Annotated in this window: 16 protein-coding genes and 2 pseudogenes; 6 read left to right on the top strand and 12 right to left on the bottom strand. The window is 66.8% G+C overall.

What is annotated here, in order from left to right:
- From ACLP9N_RS04545 to glpX, 4 genes and pseudogenes are all read right to left on the bottom strand, one after another.
- Positions 1-161 (bottom strand): annotated as a pseudogene (locus ACLP9N_RS04545) (IS110 family transposase); the annotation flags it as partial.
- Positions 162-294: 133 nt separating this feature from the next.
- Positions 295-1,281, bottom strand: a complete 987-nt coding sequence (locus tag ACLP9N_RS04540) for a hypothetical protein (RefSeq protein ID WP_442406269.1) — start codon at positions 1,279-1,281, stop codon at positions 295-297.
- 16 nt (positions 1,282-1,297) lie between these two features.
- The gene (locus tag ACLP9N_RS04535) at positions 1,298-2,704 is read right to left on the bottom strand and encodes a class II fumarate hydratase (RefSeq protein ID WP_442406268.1); all 1,407 of its coding nucleotides are present in this window, start codon (positions 2,702-2,704) and stop codon (positions 1,298-1,300) included.
- 29 nt (positions 2,705-2,733) lie between these two features.
- Positions 2,734-3,801 (bottom strand): class II fructose-bisphosphatase, encoded by a 1,068-nt coding sequence (gene glpX, locus ACLP9N_RS04530; RefSeq protein WP_442406267.1) that lies wholly within the window; start codon positions 3,799-3,801, stop codon positions 2,734-2,736.
- Positions 3,802-3,856: 55 nt separating this feature from the next.
- Here glpX and ACLP9N_RS04525 point away from each other — a divergent pair, with 55 nt between their 5' ends.
- From ACLP9N_RS04525 to ACLP9N_RS04515, 3 genes are read left to right on the top strand one after another with little or no spacing between them, the layout of a single operon-like run.
- Positions 3,857-4,552 carry a DUF4245 domain-containing protein gene (locus ACLP9N_RS04525; protein WP_442406266.1) on the top strand — a complete coding sequence of 232 codons (696 nt, stop codon included), beginning with the start codon at positions 3,857-3,859 and terminating at the stop codon, positions 4,550-4,552.
- A 17-nt stretch (positions 4,553-4,569) separates the two neighbouring features.
- Positions 4,570-5,367, top strand: a complete 798-nt coding sequence (locus tag ACLP9N_RS04520; protein ID WP_442406265.1) for a dienelactone hydrolase family protein — start codon at positions 4,570-4,572, stop codon at positions 5,365-5,367.
- A gap of 4 nt (positions 5,368-5,371) precedes the next feature.
- Complete coding sequence (locus ACLP9N_RS04515) at positions 5,372-6,916, top strand: carboxylesterase/lipase family protein (RefSeq protein WP_442406264.1); 1,545 nt, start codon at positions 5,372-5,374, stop codon at positions 6,914-6,916.
- 5 nt (positions 6,917-6,921) lie between these two features.
- Here the strand turns inward: ACLP9N_RS04515 and ACLP9N_RS04510 are convergent, their stop codons facing one another.
- The 6 genes from ACLP9N_RS04510 to ACLP9N_RS04485 form a co-directional block, all read right to left on the bottom strand.
- Positions 6,922-8,040 (bottom strand): 3-beta-hydroxysteroid dehydrogenase, encoded by a 1,119-nt coding sequence (locus tag ACLP9N_RS04510; protein WP_442406270.1) that lies wholly within the window; start codon positions 8,038-8,040, stop codon positions 6,922-6,924.
- Between the two features lie 79 nt (positions 8,041-8,119).
- On the bottom strand, positions 8,120-8,377 hold the full coding sequence (locus tag ACLP9N_RS04505) for an exodeoxyribonuclease VII small subunit (RefSeq protein WP_442406263.1): 258 nt from the start codon (positions 8,375-8,377) through the stop codon (positions 8,120-8,122).
- The gene (gene xseA, locus ACLP9N_RS04500) at positions 8,367-9,602 is read right to left on the bottom strand and encodes an exodeoxyribonuclease VII large subunit (RefSeq protein WP_442406262.1); all 1,236 of its coding nucleotides are present in this window, start codon (positions 9,600-9,602) and stop codon (positions 8,367-8,369) included. Before xseA ends, ACLP9N_RS04505 begins: the two co-directional genes overlap by 11 nt.
- A complete protein-coding gene (locus ACLP9N_RS04495; RefSeq protein WP_442406261.1) occupies positions 9,599-10,195 on the bottom strand; it encodes a lipid droplet-associated protein in 597 nt (198 codons plus the stop codon). The genes xseA and ACLP9N_RS04495 overlap by 4 nt, the downstream gene beginning before the upstream one ends.
- Before the next feature lie 46 nt (positions 10,196-10,241).
- A complete protein-coding gene (locus ACLP9N_RS04490) occupies positions 10,242-10,397 on the bottom strand; it encodes a hypothetical protein (RefSeq protein WP_442406260.1) in 156 nt (51 codons plus the stop codon).
- A 38-nt stretch (positions 10,398-10,435) separates the two neighbouring features.
- Positions 10,436-11,890: an HNH endonuclease signature motif containing protein gene (locus tag ACLP9N_RS04485; RefSeq protein WP_442406259.1), complete on the bottom strand. Its 1,455-nt coding sequence runs from the start codon at positions 11,888-11,890 to the stop codon at positions 10,436-10,438.
- Positions 11,891-11,966: 76 nt separating this feature from the next.
- On the opposite strand from ACLP9N_RS04485, the gene ACLP9N_RS04480 reads away from it, so the two are divergent.
- Entirely contained in the window at positions 11,967-12,974 is a 1,008-nt protein-coding gene (locus ACLP9N_RS04480; RefSeq protein ID WP_442406258.1) for a 4-hydroxy-3-methylbut-2-enyl diphosphate reductase, read from the top strand.
- Here the strand turns inward: ACLP9N_RS04480 and ACLP9N_RS04475 are convergent.
- The gene (locus ACLP9N_RS04475) at positions 12,971-14,128 is read right to left on the bottom strand and encodes a DUF6542 domain-containing protein (RefSeq protein ID WP_442406257.1); all 1,158 of its coding nucleotides are present in this window, start codon (positions 14,126-14,128) and stop codon (positions 12,971-12,973) included. The two genes, ACLP9N_RS04480 and ACLP9N_RS04475, sit on opposite strands and share 4 nt — an antisense overlap.
- A 120-nt stretch (positions 14,129-14,248) precedes the next feature.
- On the opposite strand from ACLP9N_RS04475, the gene ychF reads away from it, so the two are divergent.
- On the top strand, positions 14,249-15,340 hold the full coding sequence (gene ychF / locus ACLP9N_RS04470; RefSeq protein ID WP_442406256.1) for a redox-regulated ATPase YchF: 1,092 nt from the start codon (positions 14,249-14,251) through the stop codon (positions 15,338-15,340).
- Positions 15,341-15,345: 5 nt separating this feature from the next.
- Here ychF and ACLP9N_RS04465 read toward each other — a convergent pair whose 3' ends face one another.
- The gene (locus ACLP9N_RS04465) at positions 15,346-15,819 is read right to left on the bottom strand and encodes a hypothetical protein (RefSeq protein ID WP_442406255.1); all 474 of its coding nucleotides are present in this window, start codon (positions 15,817-15,819) and stop codon (positions 15,346-15,348) included.
- A gap of 461 nt (positions 15,820-16,280) precedes the next feature.
- On the opposite strand from ACLP9N_RS04465, the pseudogene ACLP9N_RS04460 reads away from it, so the two are divergent.
- A pseudogene (locus ACLP9N_RS04460) lies at positions 16,281-17,546 on the top strand (adenylate/guanylate cyclase domain-containing protein); the annotation flags it as partial.
- Positions 17,547-17,647: the final 101 nt, after the last annotated feature.

Genomic DNA, 17,647 nt, shown 5'->3' with positions numbered 1-17,647 from the left:
CGCACAACCCCGACCAGGCCCGAACGGGTCATCGCAAACTCGACCGGACCGAACACACGTTGACGAGTGCTATCCGTCGCCGAGAGCATCGCCGAGGTCTTGCCGACATCGACGGCAACGACGATCGTGGACGACGTGACTGGGGCAAGATGCACAGACATAACAACACCTCCGGGGCGTGTCAGGAAAACCCGCGTGCGCCAAACACACGGACTCAAAAGGAATAACTTACAGATCCCTTCCTGACACCTCCGGAGGCGTTTGTGAAGGACCAACCCGATCTATATCAGCGGGTCACTTCGCGACCTTGAGCGACGCAATTATCTGGTTGATGGTGCCCGCTGAGGCCGCATCGCCGATGGGTGTTGCGCCGAGGAAGATGGTGACCGGTTTGGTGTCGACGGCGACGATGGCCAGCGAGTCGCCCTTCACGTTGCGCGCGGGGTCGGCGATCGTGACATCGGCGTCGACCCGGGCGGCCTTGATCCCGTCGACCGTGAGCGACGACGCCTTCGTCGGGCCCAGGGTGGGCGACGCGTTGGCATAGCCGGGGCCGCTGGCCACGCATTGCACCAACTTCGATGCCTGTGCGGCGACGTCCATGCTGGACACGAAGTTGGTGACGGCGACCTCGGCCTGCATCACCCATTGATTGGCCCCGGGAACCTCTTTGGCGACGCCCACCGCGCCGATGAGGTTCGGGGTCTGGTCGTCCGAGATCGGCATCCACCCGGGCGCCGCGGTGGTCGGGAACGAGAGCTGGCCCGCGCTGATCGGGGAGCCGCCGGCGGGCTTCTCGCCGCCGGACACGTTGGGAGTGCAGTCGGTCGCGGTCTGCTCGGTATTGTTCGGCTCCGAGGTTGGGGCGCTTTGCGACGACGGGATCACCGAGGAGCCCGGGGTGGCCTTGGTCGACTTGTTCGAGTTACCCAGGCTCAGCGCCAGGATCACCACCAGCGCGATAACGCCCAGCACGGCAACACCGGCCAGGATCAGCCATGGCATCTTCGAGCGTGGCCCACCCGGGGGCGGACCGGGTGGGTAGGGTCCGGCCGGCCAGCCGGGGGGAACCTGCTGGCCGGGCTGGGTGTACTGGCCGGGTTGGGGGTACTGCGGCGGCGGGTAGGCGCCCCCGGCGGAGGGAGGCGGGTAGGAATAGGGGCCGCCCTGGGGGTATTGGGGGGGCCCGCCCTGCGGCTGGCCGCCCCAATATGGGCCCTGGCCATACGGATTCGTTCCGTAGGGGTCCTGACCGTAGGGGCCACCGGGAGGAGCCGTCATTGCTGAATCACCCTGCCTAGTCGTCAGTTACTTTGGCCATCGCCAACACGTCGAGCCGGCGATCCAGCTCCTCGAGCGAGAGCTTGTCCCCGATCAGACCGCGGTCGATCACCGTCTGCCGGATCGTCTTGTGTTCCTTGAGGGCTTGTTTGGCCACCGCGGCGGCCTCCTCGTAGCCGATCGCCGAATTCAGCGGCGTCACGATCGACGGGGACGACTCGGCCAGCTCCCGCAGGTGCTCGACATTGGCCGACAGCCCGGTAATGCAGCGCTGGGCGAACAGCTTTGACACGTTGGTCAGCAGCTTGAACGACTCCAGGATATTGCGGGCCATCATCGGGATGTAGACGTTGAGCTCGAAGGCGCCGCTCGCGCCGCCCCAGGCGACCGCGGCGTCGTTGCCGATCACCTGCGCGGCGACCTGCGTAACCGCTTCGGGTAGAACGGGATTCACCTTGCCGGGCATGATCGAGCTGCCCGGCTGCAGGTCGGGCAACTGGATTTCGGCCAGCCCGGTCAGCGGGCCGGACCCCATCCAGCGGACGTCGTTGGCGATCTTGGTCAGGGACACCGCGATGGTGCGTAGTGCCCCGGACGCCTCGACCAGCCCGTCGCGGGCGGCCTGAGCCTCGAAAGAGTTTGCCGCCGTTCGCAATTCGATCAGGCCGGTCTCGGCGACCAACGTCTCGACCACCTTGGCGCCGAAGCCCTCGGGAGCGTTGAGGCCGGTGCCGACAGCGGTGCCGCCGATCGCCAGTTCACCCAGCCTGGGCAGGCACGCCTGCACCCGTTCGATGCCGGCCTCGATCTGGCGGGCATATCCGCTGAATTCCTGGCCGAGTGTCACCGGAACGGCGTCCATCAGGTGTGTGCGGCCCGACTTGACCACCGTGCGCCACTCGCGGGCCTTGGTTGCCAGCGCGTCGTGCAGCACCTCGAGCGCCGGAATCAGATGACGCACCGCGGCCTCGGTGGCCGCGATGTGGGTGGCGGTCGGGAAGGTGTCGTTGGACGACTGCGACATGTTGACGTCGTCGTTGGGGTGCACAACAACAGGAGGGGCCCCCGTGGCCGCGATGCTGGCGATCACCTCGTTGGTGTTCATGTTGGAGCTGGTGCCCGAGCCGGTCTGGAAGACGTCGATGGGGAACTGGTCGTCGTGTTTCCCGTCGGCGATCTCCGCCGCCGCCGCGATGATCGCGTCGGCCTTCTCCGGCGCCAGCAACCCGAGGTCTTTGTTGACTTGCGCGCAGGCGCCCTTCAGCAGGCCCAACGCACGGATCTGAGCACGCTCCAGGCCCCGCCCGGAGATCGGAAAGTTCTCCACCGCGCGCTGGGTTTGCGCGCGCCACAACGCTTTTGCCGGTACCCGGACCTCGCCCATGGTGTCGTGCTCGATACGGTATTCGGCGTCCTCGGCCATGTATTAGGTCCTCTATTTTCCAGTGGTATTTACGGCAGGGGATAGGCGGCGGTGCTGTCGCCGGTGAAGTCGATGGCGGAGTATTCATTGAGCTTCGAGAGCCGGTGATAGGCCTCGATCATCCGGACGGTGCCCGACTTGGAACGCATCACGATCGACTGGGTGGTGCAGCCGCCGGGGTAGTAGCGCACGCCCTTGAGCAGGTCGCCGTCGGTGACCCCGGTGGCGCAGAAGAAGACGTTGTCGCCCGACACCAGGTCCTCGGTGGTCAGCACCCGCTCGACGTCGTGGCCGGCGTCGAGTGCCTTGCGGCGTTCGGCCTCGTCCTTGGGCGCCAGCTGCGCCTGGATCGCCCCGCCCATGCAGCGGATCGCCGCGGCGGTGATGATGCCCTCCGGAGTGCCGCCGATACCGGCCAGCATGTCGGTGCCCGAGCCCGGTCGGCACGCCGAGATGGCGCCGGCGACGTCGCCGTCGGTGATCAGCCGGATCCGGGCTCCGGTGGCGCGCACGTCTTCGATCAGCTGCTTATGCCGGGGCCGGTCCAGGATGCACACCGTCATGTCCCGGACCGACAATTCCTTGACCCTGGCGACCGCCCGGATGTTGTCGGCGATGGGCGCGGTGATGTCCAGCACGTGCGCCGCGTCGGGCCCGACGGCGATCTTGTTCATGTAGAACACCGCCGACGGGTCGAACATGGTCCCGCGATCGGCCACCGCCAGCACCGAGATGGCGTTGGGCATGCCCTTACTCATCAGCGTGGTGCCGTCGATGGGGTCGACGGCGAAGTCGCAGTCCGGGCCGTCGCCGTTGCCGACTTCTTCGCCGTTGTACAGCATCGGCGCTTCGTCTTTTTCGCCTTCGCCGATGACCACGACCCCGCGCATCGAGACGGTGTTCACCAGTTCGCGTATCGCGTCCACAGCTGCGCCGTCGCCGCCCTCCTTGTCGCCTCGACCCACCCAGCGGCCCGCGGCCATGGCCCCGGCTTCGGTGACCCGCACCAGTTCCAGGGCCAGGTTGCGGTCCGGGGCTTCACCGCGCGGCCGTGGCTGCGACGGGTCGCGGCCCTCGACGGCGCCTTGAGCTGTCATGGTTGCAGATTGTCCCAGAAGCGGAACGGTGGGCTGGAGCTGGGATACTCGAAGAGTGACCGTGCAGCCGCCGAATTCTGAGGGCACCGGCCAGCCGGGTCCCGCGCGTGGGCCGGTTCCCGGGCCTGTTGCAAGGCCGGCGAAACCCCGGCTGCTGCAGGACGGCCGCGACATGTTCTGGTCGCTGGGGCCGCTGGTGGTGGGGTGCATCGTGCTGGCGGGTCTGGTCGGGATGTGCTCGTTTCAGCCGGGAGGGACGACCAAGGGCACTATTCCGTCCTACGACGCGTCGGCGGCCCTGCGGGCAGACGCTGCCACGCTGGGGTTCCCGATCCGACTGCCCCGGTTGCCGGCGGGCTGGAAGCCCAACTCCGGTGGTCGCGGCGGCATCGAGAACGGGCGCACCGACACCTCGACCGGTCAGCGGCTCAACGCGGCTACGTCGACCGTGGGATACATCACCCCGACGGGGATGTATCTGAGCCTGACGCAGAGCAACGCCGACGAGGACAAACTCGTCGGCTCCATCCATCCGTCCCAGCAGGCTCTGTTCCCGACCGGCACCGCCGACGTCGCCGGCACCAGCTGGGTCGTCTATCAGGGTGGGACAACCGGCGAGCCGGTGTGGACCACCGGGCTCGCCAGCCCGGTCGGCCCCACCCAGATCGCTATCACCGGTGCCGGGAGCACCGATCAGTTCCGTACGCTGGCGTCGGCGACCCAATCGCAGCCGCCATTACCAAGTCGATAGCGAGAAGGAATATCGGAGTGACTGCACCCGAAGCGGACCTTTCTGGCTGGACGGCGGCGCCGTTCACCGGTGGCGGCTATACCCACGACGTCTACCGCAAGGGGGCCGGTCCTGGGGTGGTGCTGATTCCCGAGATACCCGGGATCCACCCCGGTGTGCTGGGGCTGGGCAATCACCTGGTGGACAACGGGTTCACCGTCGCCATCCCATCGTTGTTCGGCGAGCCGGGCAAGCCCGCGACGGTCGGCTATACGGTCGCGACCCTCGCACGGGCCTGCGTGGCAAGGGAATTCGCGGCGCTTGCAACCAACAAGCAGCGGCCCGTGTCGTTATTCCTGCGCGCGCTGGCTCGTGACCTCAATGCGTCGACGCCGGGCAAGGGCGTCGGCGTGATCGGCCAGTGCTTCACTGGCGGCTTCGCGCTGGCCGCCGCGGTCGACGACAGTGTGCTGGCGCCGGTGCTCAGCCAGCCGTCGGTGCCGTTTCCGTTGACCGCTGCGCAGCGTCGCGATCCCGGGCTGAGCGAATCCGAGCTGGCCACGGTTGCCGACCGCTGTGCCAACGACGGCTTGTGCGCCATCGGTTTGAGATTCAGCGAGGACGGCATGTCCCCAGGCCAACGGTTCAAGACGCTCAAGGACCGGCTCGGCGATGCGTTCGAGGTGATCGAGATCGATTCGCGCAAGGGAAACGAACACGGCTTCGGCAAGATGGCGCATTCGGTGCTGACCCTCGAGGTCCGCGAGGTCGACGGCCAGCCGGCCTACGAGGCCCGCAAGCGGGTCGTCGAGTTTCTCAACAAGAGGCTGACCTAGCGGCATGGCGATCGACAACCGTGTGGCCGAAACCGGCTATGGCCCGGTCCGGGGTACCGATGACGGCCGCGTCAAAGCGTGGAAAGGCGTTCGCTACGCCGCTGCGCCCGTGGGCGACCTGCGTTTCCGGGCGCCGGAGCCACCCGAGCGGTGGACCGAGGTGGCCGACGCGACCGCCTTCGGGCCGGCCTGCCCGCAGCCTCCGATTCCCAACGTCCCGCTGGACTTGGGCGCGCCGCAGGGCGAAGACTGCCTGAGCCTGAACATCTGCGCATCTTCGGGCACCCGGCCCGGTGACCGAAAACCGGTGATGGTGTGGCTGCACGGTGGCGCCTACGTTCTGGGGTCCGCCAGCCAGCCGCTCTACGACGGTCGCGGGTTGGCCGGCAGTGGTGACGTCGTCGTGGTTACGGTCAACTACCGCATCGGCGCGTTCGGCTTTCTCGACCTGTCGTCGTTCAACACGTCACGGCAGCGTTTCGACTCGAACATCGGGCTGCGTGACGTGTTGGCGGCGTTGGGCTGGGTGCGTGACAACATCGCGGCTTTCGGCGGCGATCCCGAGCGGGTCACGCTGTTCGGCGAATCCGCCGGGGCGGGGATCGTCACGACCCTGCTCGCCGTCCCGGCGGCCGCGGGTCTATTCGCCGGGGCGATCGCCCAAAGTTCGCCGGCCACATCGGTGTACGACAGCCGTAGGGCCCGGCAGCTGGCGGTAACCGTCCTCGAAAAGCTGGGAATCACCGCCTCCGATGTGGAGAGGTTGCGCGAAGTGTCGACCGCAGCGCTGGTGTCGGCGACGAGCGCAGTGTTCAACGAGGTGCCGGTCCGCAACCCTGGCACGCTGGCGTTCGTCCCGATCGTCGACGGCGACGTGCTGAGCGACTACCCCGTCAAGGCGGCGCAGGAGGGCCGCTCACATCCGGTGCCGTTGATCATCGGTACCAACAAGCATGAGGCGGCACTCTTTCGGTTGATGAGGTCGCCGCTCATGCCGATCACTCCGAGCGCGATCACGTCGATGTTCAACCAGATTGCTGCCGAACAGCCCGACCTGCAATTGCCCACCGAGCACCAGGTCGTCGCGGCCTACCCGCGAATGCGGCGCAAGTCCCGTGGTTTGAGCATCGCGACCGATGTGGGATTTCGGATGCCGTCGGTGTGGCTGGCCGAGGGGCACAGCAGGGTGGCGCCGGTGTATCTGTATCGCTTCGACTACTCGACTCCGCTGCTCAAGCTGTTGCTGGTGCGGGCCGCGCACGCCACCGAATTGCCTTATGTCTGGGGCAATCTCGGGGGACCCAAGGATCCCACATTGAAACTCGGCGGTGCCAAAACCGCCAGGGCGATCTCCCGCAGAGTACGGACCCGGTGGATCAACTTCGCTGCGCAGGGCAAACCGCAGGGCCCGGCCGGCGAGCCTGAATGGACGACCTACCAGCAAGCCGACCGCGCCTGCCTGATCATCGATCGCCACGACGACGTCGTGCACGATCTGGACGGGCGCATCCGCGCCGCCTGGGGCACCGAGATGGTCAGCTTCCGGTAGCCGCGCTACTCCGGTGGCCGCGCGGCCACGACGGACGCCAAATGCGAATGAGAAGAGGCCTTGACCTGTTCGAACAGGTCTTTGTAATACGGCAGGCATTCCTTCATCGCCTGCTCGGTGGTAAACAGCGGCTGGTAGCCCAAGTCCCGTTGCGCCTTGGCGATGGAAAAATAGTTGTCGAGGTAAAGCCGTTCCACCGCTAGGGGTTCCAGCGGCGGCTTGGGCAACCCGAAGCGGAAGTGCAGCCACTGCCACAGTGACATCACGTCGCGCACCAGCCGGCCCGGCACCCGCATCCGAGGCCAGTGCTCGCCACAGGCCGTAACGATCGGCTGCGCGAACTCGAACATGTTGATCGGCTCGCCGTCGTTGATGAAGTAAACCTGCCCGGGTGCGGTGCCGCCCGGTACCAGGTGTTCCGCGGCCAAGACGAAACCGTGAATCAGGTTGTGCACGTACGAGTTATCGAGTTTGGCGTTCTTGCCCCCGACAAGCACCTTGACGTGGCCGGTGACCACGCTTTCGAAGAGTCTGCGGAACATCGTCTGGTCGCCGCGTCCCCAGATGCCGCTGGGCCGGATGGAGCACGTCAGCATGCCGTCGGGGCCATTTTGCCCGTTCTGTGACAGCACGAACTTCTCGGCGGCCACCTTGGTTTCGGTGTAGAGGTCGTTGAACCGTTCGGTGTAGGGCAGCGTCTCGTCGCCGCCGGAGATGCGCTGGCCGCCCATCACCACACTGTTGGAGGCGGTGTAGACGAATCGCTTGACTCCGGCCTTTTGCCCGGCGTGCACAAGGTTCTTGGTGCCCTCGACGTTCACCGCGTAGCTGCGCTTTCGGTATTCGTCGGTCACCGAGGCGCCGCCCATCAGCTCGATGATCGCCGCGGTGTGAAACACCGTCTCGATGCCGTCCACCGCCGCGGCACAGACGCCCGCGTCGGTGATGTCGCCCTGTAGCACCTGCAGCTTCGGATGCTGCGGTAGCGGCGACGGAGCGCAGTCGAACGACCGTACCTGGTATCCGCGGTCGAGCAGGGTGGTCACCAGGTTCGCGCCGACGAAGCCTGAGCCCCCGGTGACCAGGACGCGTCCGAGTTCGGTTTGCAACGATGCATCACCCATAGTGTCGCGCAGCATTGGTCGAGAATAACTGAAACGTGTTCCAGAACGGAAAAATAGTTGCTTCTCGACGGTGCCGGGCTCAGCTCTCTTCGGCCTCGGCGGCGGCAAGCGCGTCGGCTATCCGCTGGCGAGCTCCAGCTAAGTGCTCTTCGCACCTTTTTGCTAGTTGCTCGCCCCTTTCCCATAGCTGCAGCGACGCCTCAAGGTCGAGTCCGCCTTGCTCCAGCTGCCGCACGACTTCGATCAGTTCGTCCCGGCAATGTTCATAGCCGAGCTGACTAATAGGTGTAATTGACGGCGCACCGTTGTCTTCCTGGATGTTCTCGTCAGGGACCATCAATCCGTCCTTCACTCACCGCCGCGACGGCGCCGTCGGCCACCCGCACCCGCAGCCTGGTGCCAGGGGGAGCGTCGTTGACCGACCGCAGCACTCCCATCGGTTTCGCGGCCGGGACCGTCTGCACCACCGCGTAGCCGCGGGCCAAGGTGGCCGCCGGGCCCAGCGTGGCCAGCCGTGCGGCCAGATGACCGACGCGTTCGGTCTCGGCGGCGACCAGCCTGCTGACATCGCGGCGCACCGCCGACCGGGCGCGTTGAACTTCCTCGGCGCGCGCGTCGAGGGCCTTCAACGGCTCGGCCAACACTGGGCGGCTGCGCAACTGGGCCAGCGCGCGATGTTCGCGGGACACCCAATTGCGCAGTGCCTGCGCGCTGCGCCCGCGTAGGTCGTCGACCAGCCGCTGCTCGGCGGCGGTATCCGGGACTACCTTTTTGGCCGCGTCGGTGGGGGTGGCCGCACGCAGATCGGCGACCAGGTCGCACAGCGGGTTGTCGGGTTCGTGACCGACCGCGCTGATCACCGGCGTGCGGCAGGCCGCGATCGCGCGGCACAGCGTCTCGTCGGAAAACGGCAGCAGGTCTTCGACACTGCCGCCGCCGCGGGCCAGCACGATCACGTCGACGTCGGAGTCCTGGTCGAGTTCGCGCAACGCCTCGACGATCTGCGGAACCGCGTTGACGCCCTGCACGGCGGCGTGGCGGATGGCGAACCGCACCGCGGGCCAGCGGGTGGCGGCCACCGTCGTCACATCCCGCTCGGCATGGCTCGCGCGGCTGGTGATCAATCCAATGACATTGGGCAGGAATGGGATTGGCCGCTTAAGCCGTGTGTCGAAGAGTCCCTCGGCGTCCAATAGCCGGCGCAGCCGGTCGATGCGTGCCAGTAGCTCCCCGATGCCGACGGCGCGAATCTCGCTGAGGCGCAAGGAAAAAGTGCCGCGACCGGTGTAGAACGAGGGCTTGCCGCAGACGACTACCTGAATGCCTTCGGCCAGTTTCACCGGCGCGCGCGCCACCAGTTCGCGCGAACACGTCACGGTCAGCGACATGTCGGCCGCGGGGTCGCGCAACACCATGAACACCGTTTTGGCGTCCGGTCGCATGGTGACCTGCGCCAGCTGACCCTCGACCCACACGGTGCCCAGCTTGTCGATCCAGCCCGCGACCCGGATCGCGACCGCGCGAACCGGGAATGGGTTCTCGGCCGAATTCCCTTGGGTCACTTCGCAGTCGCGCGGGTGATCCTGTTGGCGAGCAGCGTCTGAAACGGAGCGCGGGCCTTGGTGGCCTGCTCGTAGGCCAGCAGGGCTTCGAGTTCGTCGACATCCAGCGATTGCAACCGGGCCCGCAGCTGGGCCAGCGTCAGGGCCGGATAGTCGAGATCGGCTGCCACCGCCGGCGCCGGAACTGTCGCCTTAGCCTTCTTCGGTTGCCTGGCGGGCGCCGGTGTGGTCGGGGAATCGGCCGCGTCGGCTACCGAATACAAGGCGAACCGTCCCTCGGCCCGGCGATCGCCGTCGGCGCCGTCGAGGCCGGATAAGGTCGCGAAAGCCCCGTCGGCGTCTTCGGGCAGGTCCTCGTCGAACGTTGCCCACTCCGGCTTCTCGTCCTTCGGCGGAAAGATCGACTCCAGCGTGGTGTCGCCCTTGATCACCAGCTCGGCCAGGTTCTGCTGACACAGCATCACCAGGTGCGCCGCCTGACTGACCAACGTCATCGGGTACATCAGGATGGTTTTGGGAAGCTTCATCGTCTCCTCGACGGCGACCGTCGCCGCGCCGACTAGTAGCCGAACCCCATACGGTGCAGTAGCCATGGGTCCAAGATTGCCTCAAGCGGGGCTCAACTCCAAGCCGAGGCCTTCACCGGCAGTACGATCCCGGCGGCCGGGCCCAGGATGATCTGCAGGCCGCCGGGGACTCATAGCCGCCGGTGGGCCCGTATACGGCGTAGATCGGGTCGGTCGGGCCCGCCCCGGTGTACATGTCGTTGATCCAGCCCGACGACAGCGTGTACACGACCGCGGTACCCAGTGTTGAGGGTTCGGTGAGCCAGATCAGAACGGCGGTGCCTCGTCGTCGGGTGGGGCCGGCCCGGCGTAGCTTGCGCGCCGGGCGTGGCGGGCTTGGTGGTTGTGGTCGCGTTCGGTGGCGATGCGTTGGGCGCGGTCTTTGGCGCGGGTGCGTCGGCGTTTGGGCATCATCGCGCTGCGATCGCTGCAATAGTTCTCTGGTGGTGGGTCGGCTTCGGGGGCGGGCATGCCGCCCACGGCGCGGCACAGGCTGGGAAATAGCAGCGCGCTGCCCGGGGTGGTGACATAAGTGCGCCCGGCCGGCGCGGTCAGGATCAGGGTGCCGTCGGGTAATTGTTGCTCGCGCCAGCCCCAGAAGGTTTTGACCAGGTGGTGCATGCGGCAGTAGCACTTAAGGTTGGCCGCGTGGGTGGCCCCGCCCTGGGAGTAGGGGATCGTATGGTCCACATCGCAGTCCATTGCCGGGTGATCGCACCCGGGAAAGCGACACGTCAGATCCCGGCAGCGCACGAAATCCGCTAACGCTTTCGACGGCCGATAGCCGGGCTCGGGTGGTGCGTCGCCGGGATGGATCAGCGGGGTCAGTGTGGCCGATTGAGCGAGTTCGGCGACCAGCTCAGGGGTGATCAGCCCGTCAGCACCCAGCTCGCAGGCCGGCGCTGTGCTGCGGCTATCCAGGGTGGCCTGCTCGGCGATCACATGAATCACCACCGGTGAGGCCGCGGGCCGCGTGCCGACCGCGCAGTCGGGGCGCCCGCAGCGACAGCCCAGCCGATCAGCCTTGGCGACCAACGCCCCCATCGCATCAGCCCGGCGCTGTGCGGGGGTGCGCGGATCGCGGGCACACACCGTGGCCGCCAACGCGCTCAACCGTGTGTCTAGGGCGTGGGCGTCGACGGTGAATAGGCTGCCGATGATCTGGGAGAGGCCCTGTTGCTCGGCGCCGATCCAGATCTCGCGATCAGCCTGCTGCTCTTTGCGCCGACGCACCGCATCGGCGTCGGCGCGGGCCACGATCTTGTCGACCTGGGCGCCCAGCCGGCCCTGGCTCATCGAGGGCCAACGCGCCACATTGACCGCCAACTGCCTATCGACTGTGGCCAGCACGTCGGGGTCGGTGATCAGATCACTGCGATACACGATCGTGGTAAACGCCCGATAGTCGATATCCCCGGCCTTGAACACCTCACCGAGCTGCGGGAGCCGTTCGCGCATCGCTCGGGCATAGCGCAACCGGGAAGCGGCCAGGCTTTGGCTGATCCGCAACGCCGCACCCGCCTCGGCGGCCACCGCCGCCTCGGTGTCGATCGCCCAGTCATCGGTCTCCGAGCACGACGAGTACCGATAGGCGAACAACTGCCCGATCACCACCAGCTGCTCAGCGGCGGCCCGGTTCTCCGCGCGCGCAGCCGCACAAAGGCGGTCCACCAGCGCCGCGGACTCCGGCGTGGGCCGCGAGGCATACCACTGATCGAACATACATTCGAATATAACAGACCCCGCCGACGGGGATTCGGAAGGCGCCCGGGCCTTCTTAGTCGCTACCCTGGAACTCATGCCGCCGACTGTTGATATGGGGATTCCCGGTGCATCCAGATCGGTGACCGAGGGCCCAACCGAAAAAAGGGTTCTCCTTGCGGAACCCCGCGGGTACTGCGCCGGTGTGGATCGCGCCGTTGAAACGGTCGAGCGCACGCTGGAGAAGTATGGCGCCCCGGTCTATGTGCGCCACGAGATCGTGCACAACCGGCACGTGGTCGACACCCTGCAAAAGGCCGGTGCGGTCTTTGTCGAGGAGACCGACGAGGTTCCCGAGGGGGCCATTGTGGTGTTCTCGGCGCACGGCGTCGCGCCGACGGTGTATGCGGCCGCCGCCGAACGCAACCTGCAGACCATCGACGCCACCTGCCCGCTGGTCACCAAGGTGCACAACGAGGCCAGGCGATTCGCCCGTGACGGCTACGACATCCTGCTGATCGGCCATGAGGGTCACGAGGAAGTCATCGGTACCGCCGGCGAAGCGCCCGACCACGTGCAGCTGGTCGACGGGATCGCCGCCGTGGCGAAGGTGACGGTCCGCGATGAGAACAAGGTGGTCTGGCTGTCGCAGACCACGCTGTCGGTCGACGAGACGATGGAGATCGTCGAGCGACTGCGTCAGCGTTTCCCGAAGCTGCAGGATCCGCCCAGCGACGACATTTGCTACGCGACGCAGAACCGGCAGGTCGCGGTTAAGGCGATGGCACCCGCGTGCGAGCTGGTCATCGTCGTCGGGTCGCGCAACTCGTCGAACTCGGTGCGGCTGGTCGAGGTGGCGTTGGGTGGCGGCGCCCGGGCCGCTCACCTGGTCGACTGGGCCGACGACATCGACCCGGCGTGGCTGGAGGGCGTCACCACCGTAGGCGTCACCTCGGGTGCGTCGGTCCCCGAGGTTCTGGTGCGGGGCGTATTGGAACGGCTGGCCGACTGCGGCTACGGCCTGGTGCAACCGGTGACGACGGCCCAGGAGACGCTGGTGTTCGCATTGCCGCGCGAGATTCGGTCAGTTCTGAAGAAGAACTAGACGTCGTACTCCCAGGATTCAGCCGGGGGCCGGCCCCGGGACCGACCCGCTGTGCGCGATCGACTCCGGCGCTCTGCTCGGGGCTCTTCTTCGTACGGGTCTCGACGTTCGTCGCGCGATGCTGACCCGCGGTAGCGGACCTGCGAGATCGGGTGGTGTGTCGGGCCGGCACCGTTCGGGGCACGACGGCGCGGCGGCTCGTAGGACTCGTACGGGCTGAAGTCAGCGTAGGGATCGAAGCCGCGACCGGCCGGCCGCTCGTAGGCACTGCGGCGCCCGTACGAATCGCGACGCACTTCCCGTGGCGGCTGGGCGTTCGGGTCATAGTCGCCCGCCGGCCTGGGGCGGCGGGGCCGACGGGGCGGCTCGTCGGGTTCGAAATCACGGGCCGAAGTCGAGCCACGGCGGCTTCCGTGCCGCCGCCGGTCGGCCGGCGTTTCGTACTCCTGCTCCTGCGGGGCTCGAGAATGGCGGGAGCGGGTTGTGGCGGTTCGTTGGGCGGACCGACTGCCGCGGGCCGGGCGGCTGCGACGGTCGACCGCATTGACCCGCTCGCCGTCGGCGGACGAACCCTCGTCCTCGTCGTCGGCGCCGCGGCCCAGCATCGAGGCCAGTTTCGCGGCGATGCCGCTGATGACGGACTTTGTCTCGGTCGTTTCCGTGCTGCTGGCCGTGGCGCCGGCCACGTCGTCCGTGCTGTCCGTGCTGTCCGTCGTGCGGTGTGTCAACCCGAAATACCAGCGGATCAAGCCGATCAGCAGCACGCCGCCGGCCGTCCCCAGCATCAGCGGGAAACGCTCGATGAGCGGATAGCCGCAGTTGATCAGGAGGTCTTTGAGGTTGCCGACCTTGCCGCCGTGGAACAGCCAGTAGGCGCCGGGCACCGCGCAGAAAAGGATCAGCGGCGGCTGGATGACGGCGGTGAACACTCCCGACTGCCGAACAACCAGCACCGCCACCACACAGCCGGCTATGTAGAGGACAGCGAAGACATCGGTCAGGTCCTTATGACCCGATCCGGCGTCGATCGCAAACCCGATCGCCGTCGCGGTCGTCGCGATAACCAGGGCTGCCCACCACGGCAGACCTGGGATATTTGGGTGGATCGACCGGTGGGAAGCCTCAACCGCCGACCCCGCCCGCTGTGCTGACACAGTAGAACCGTACCGGCAATGGGCCCAAAGGCCTGTAAATACCCTGTAGAGATGCCTTGGCGCGCCATGCGCTGGTCCTGATCGGAAGGCCCCGGCGCATCGCCCTAGACTTGGCTCCCTGTGAGCCTGAGCCTGGGAATCGTGGGTCTGCCCAATGTCGGCAAGTCGACGCTGTTCAACGCGCTGACCCGGAACAACGTGGTGGCGGCCAACTATCCGTTCGCGACGATCGAGCCGAACGAGGGTGTGGTTTCGCTGCCCGACCCGCGCCTGGCCAAGCTGGCCGAGCTTTTCAACTCGGAGCGCATCGTCGCGGCCCCGGTGACCTTCGTCGACATCGCCGGCCTGGTCAAGGGCGCGTCCGAGGGGGCCGGGTTGGGTAACAAGTTTCTGGCGCACATCCGCGAATGCGACGCCATCTGTCAGGTGGTTCGGGTGTTCTCCGACGACGACGTGACGCACGTGAGTGGTGAGGTCGATCCCAAGTCCGACATCGAGATCGTCGAGACCGAGCTCATCCTGGCGGACATGCAAACCCTGGAGCGCGCGCTGCCCAGGCTGGAGAAGGAAGCCCGCACCAGCAAGGAACGCAAGCCCCTCTACGACGTGGCGCTGGCGGCCCAACAAGTGCTGGACAGCGGGAAGACCTTGTTCGCCGCGGGCCTGGACGTTTCGGTGTTGCGTGAGCTGAACCTGCTGACAACGAAGCCATTTCTGTACGTCTTCAACGCCGACGAGGCGGTGCTGACCGACGCCGCACGGGTCGCCGCGCTGCGCGAACTCGTCGCTCCCGCGGACGCGGTGTTCCTGGACGCCGCCATCGAGGCCGAGCTGGCCGAGCTCGACGACGAGTCCGCCGCCGAGCTGCTCGAGTCGATCGGGCAGACCGAGCGGGGCCTCGACGCGCTGGCCCGGGCCGGCTTTCACACCCTCAAACTGCAGACCTACCTGACGGCGGGCCCGAAGGAGGCCCGGGCGTGGGTCATCCATCAGGGCGATACCGCGCCCAAGGCGGCGGGGGTGATCCACTCCGACTTCGAGAAGGGCTTCATCAAGGCCGAGATCGTGTCCTACAACGACCTGATGGCCGCCGGGTCCATGGCGGCGGCCAAGGCGGCAGGCAAGGTGCGGATGGAAGGCAAGGACTACGTGATGGCCGACGGCGACGTGGTCGAGTTCCGACACGGAGCAACGTCAAAGTCCACGAAGTGAGGCCGCTACGAGACGGCGGGCGCAAGAAGGCTTGGCTCCTGCGCCGATTGGCTCCTGGTCAAGGTAAAGGGGTGTGCCATGGATTCGCTGCCGTGGGACAAATATCCGCAAGCGGCCTCGGTACGGACGACAATCATCATGCCAACCCCTGTCGCGGGGTCCCAGGCCATTTGTTCGAGGCCGCTATGCACCGTCCCGTCATTACAGCGCCACGCCGCGGGATTAGGCGGAAAATCTGCGTGCCACCGGTCAGCGAAGAACTGGGCCTGGCCCGAGGCGTTAGAAAAAGCGACTTGGGCGCAACCAACACCGCACGACGTGGCCTTGAACCTTAGATCGTCGCGACTTCCATCCGTGAAGTGGATGTTGTACATCCCACTCACCACCTGGTCGGCCGCCACCGGGTCGGCTGACGCTGGTGCGGCCAGCGGGACAGCCACTGCGGCCAGCGCGACGGTCGTTACGGGTATCTTCCTCATCGGTGTTCCTAACCTGGTAGCCCTCCGGCAGCACGATACGACGATGTCACCGGAAGATACCCAGGAATGGGGTTGCTGCGATCAGCATTCGCGTGAATCGCGGCCCGTGCCCGCCCATCTGAAGGAGATCAGCAGCCTCGTTGGTGACGTGGGCCAGCCCAATGTCGCCAGGGTGCAAAGGCGAGAGCAGTGCGCGATGGGCGCCTTCGGCCGAAACCGACTGGCTCCTCCGGCGTGTGGGCATTCATGCCCGGCTACGTCGATGCATGCAAACCTGATGTTGAAGCCCAGCATCGTCGAGTTCCGGTTCAACGTCTGACGGCAACGCCGACGAAGTAGCACAGCCCTGCTTTGGTGGGACGCCGGAGTCGATGCCTCGTCTGCTCGCGGGTCGTAGATACGTATGCGACCGGCATTAATCTGCGCGTTTGCGCTGATGTTTTGCCGCACGTGGGGGCTGCATGCTGGCTAGCATGAGCGACATCGATCCGCGCGCGGATACACCGTTGGTGGACTGGAGCGATCTTGGCGTGAGCGGCCTTTTGCCGACGGGCACGGTGACGCTGCTGTTGGCTGACGTGGAGGGTTCGACGCGGCTGTGGGAGACCCAAGCCGAGGTGATGACGGGCGCGATTGCGCGTCTCAACCAGGTCGTCGATGATGTGGTGCCCGCCCATGACGGTGTGCGCCCGGTCGAGCAGGGTGAGGGTGACAGTTTTGTGGCGGCGTTCGCGCGCGCGTCCGATGCGGTGGCTGCCGCCGTGGCGTTGCAGCGGGCGCCGCTGGCCCCGATCCGGCTACGCATCGGGGTGCATACCGGTGAGGTGCAGCTGCGCGATGAGGGTAACTACGCCGGTCCGACGATCAACCGCACCGCGCGGCTGCGCGATCTGGGCCACGGCGGCCAGACCGTGCTGTCGGGAGCGACCGAACCGCTGGTGGTCGACCGGCTACCTGAAGGCGCCTGGCTGACCGATCTGGGCACCCACCCGTTGCGTGATCTACCCCGCCCGGAACGAGTGGTGCAACTATGCCACCCCGACCTGCGCAACGATTTCCCGCCCCTGCGTACCCCTAAAAGCGTTGGTGCGCATAATCTTCCGGTGCAACTCACCAGTTTCGTTAGGCGCGATGCCGAGATACGCGATGTGCGCCGGCTGTTGGCCGACGATCGGCTGGTGACGTTGACCGGTGCCGGCGGCGCCGGCAAGACCCGTCTGGCCGTTGAGATCGCGGCTCGCATCGCTGCTGAGTTCGGTGACGGTGTTTGGTATGTCGATCTGGCGCCGATCACCCATCCCGGCGTGGTGGCGGTCGCGGTGGCCCGCGCGCTCGGTCTGCCCGACCAGCCCGGCCGCTCCACGATGGACACGTTGCTGCGGTTTGTTCGCGACCGTCAGCTGCTGATGGTGCTGGACAACTGCGAACATTTGCTCGACGCGAGCGCCGAGCTGATCGTCGGACTCTTCGGCGCGGCGCCGGGGCTGACCGTGCTCGCGACGAGTCGTGAGCCGATCGGGGTGACGGGCGAGGCGACGTGGCGGGTGCCCTCGCTGTCGCTGGCCGATGCAGCCGTCGAGTTGTTCGCCGACCGTGCCCGCCATGCTCGGCCGGATTTCGCCGTCGACGACGACAACGCTCCGGCGGTGGGTGAGATTTGTCGGCGCCTGGATGGGATGCCCCTGGCGATCGAGCTGGCGGCGGCGCGGGTGCGGGTCTCAGGACTCCGCTCGGATTAATCGGGCACGATGGCGCACGCATCGGGGTCGAAAGACTCTTTGCGGGAGAGCACCGGGGCGGAGTGTTATGAACTCAAGCGTCAATCTCC

This window comes from Mycobacterium sp. (assembly GCF_052144515.1).
Taxonomy (GTDB): Bacteria; Actinomycetota; Actinomycetes; order Mycobacteriales; family Mycobacteriaceae; genus Mycobacterium.
Note: the sequence above shows the minus strand (reverse complement) of the source record. Positions and strands in the feature narration are given on the sequence as shown.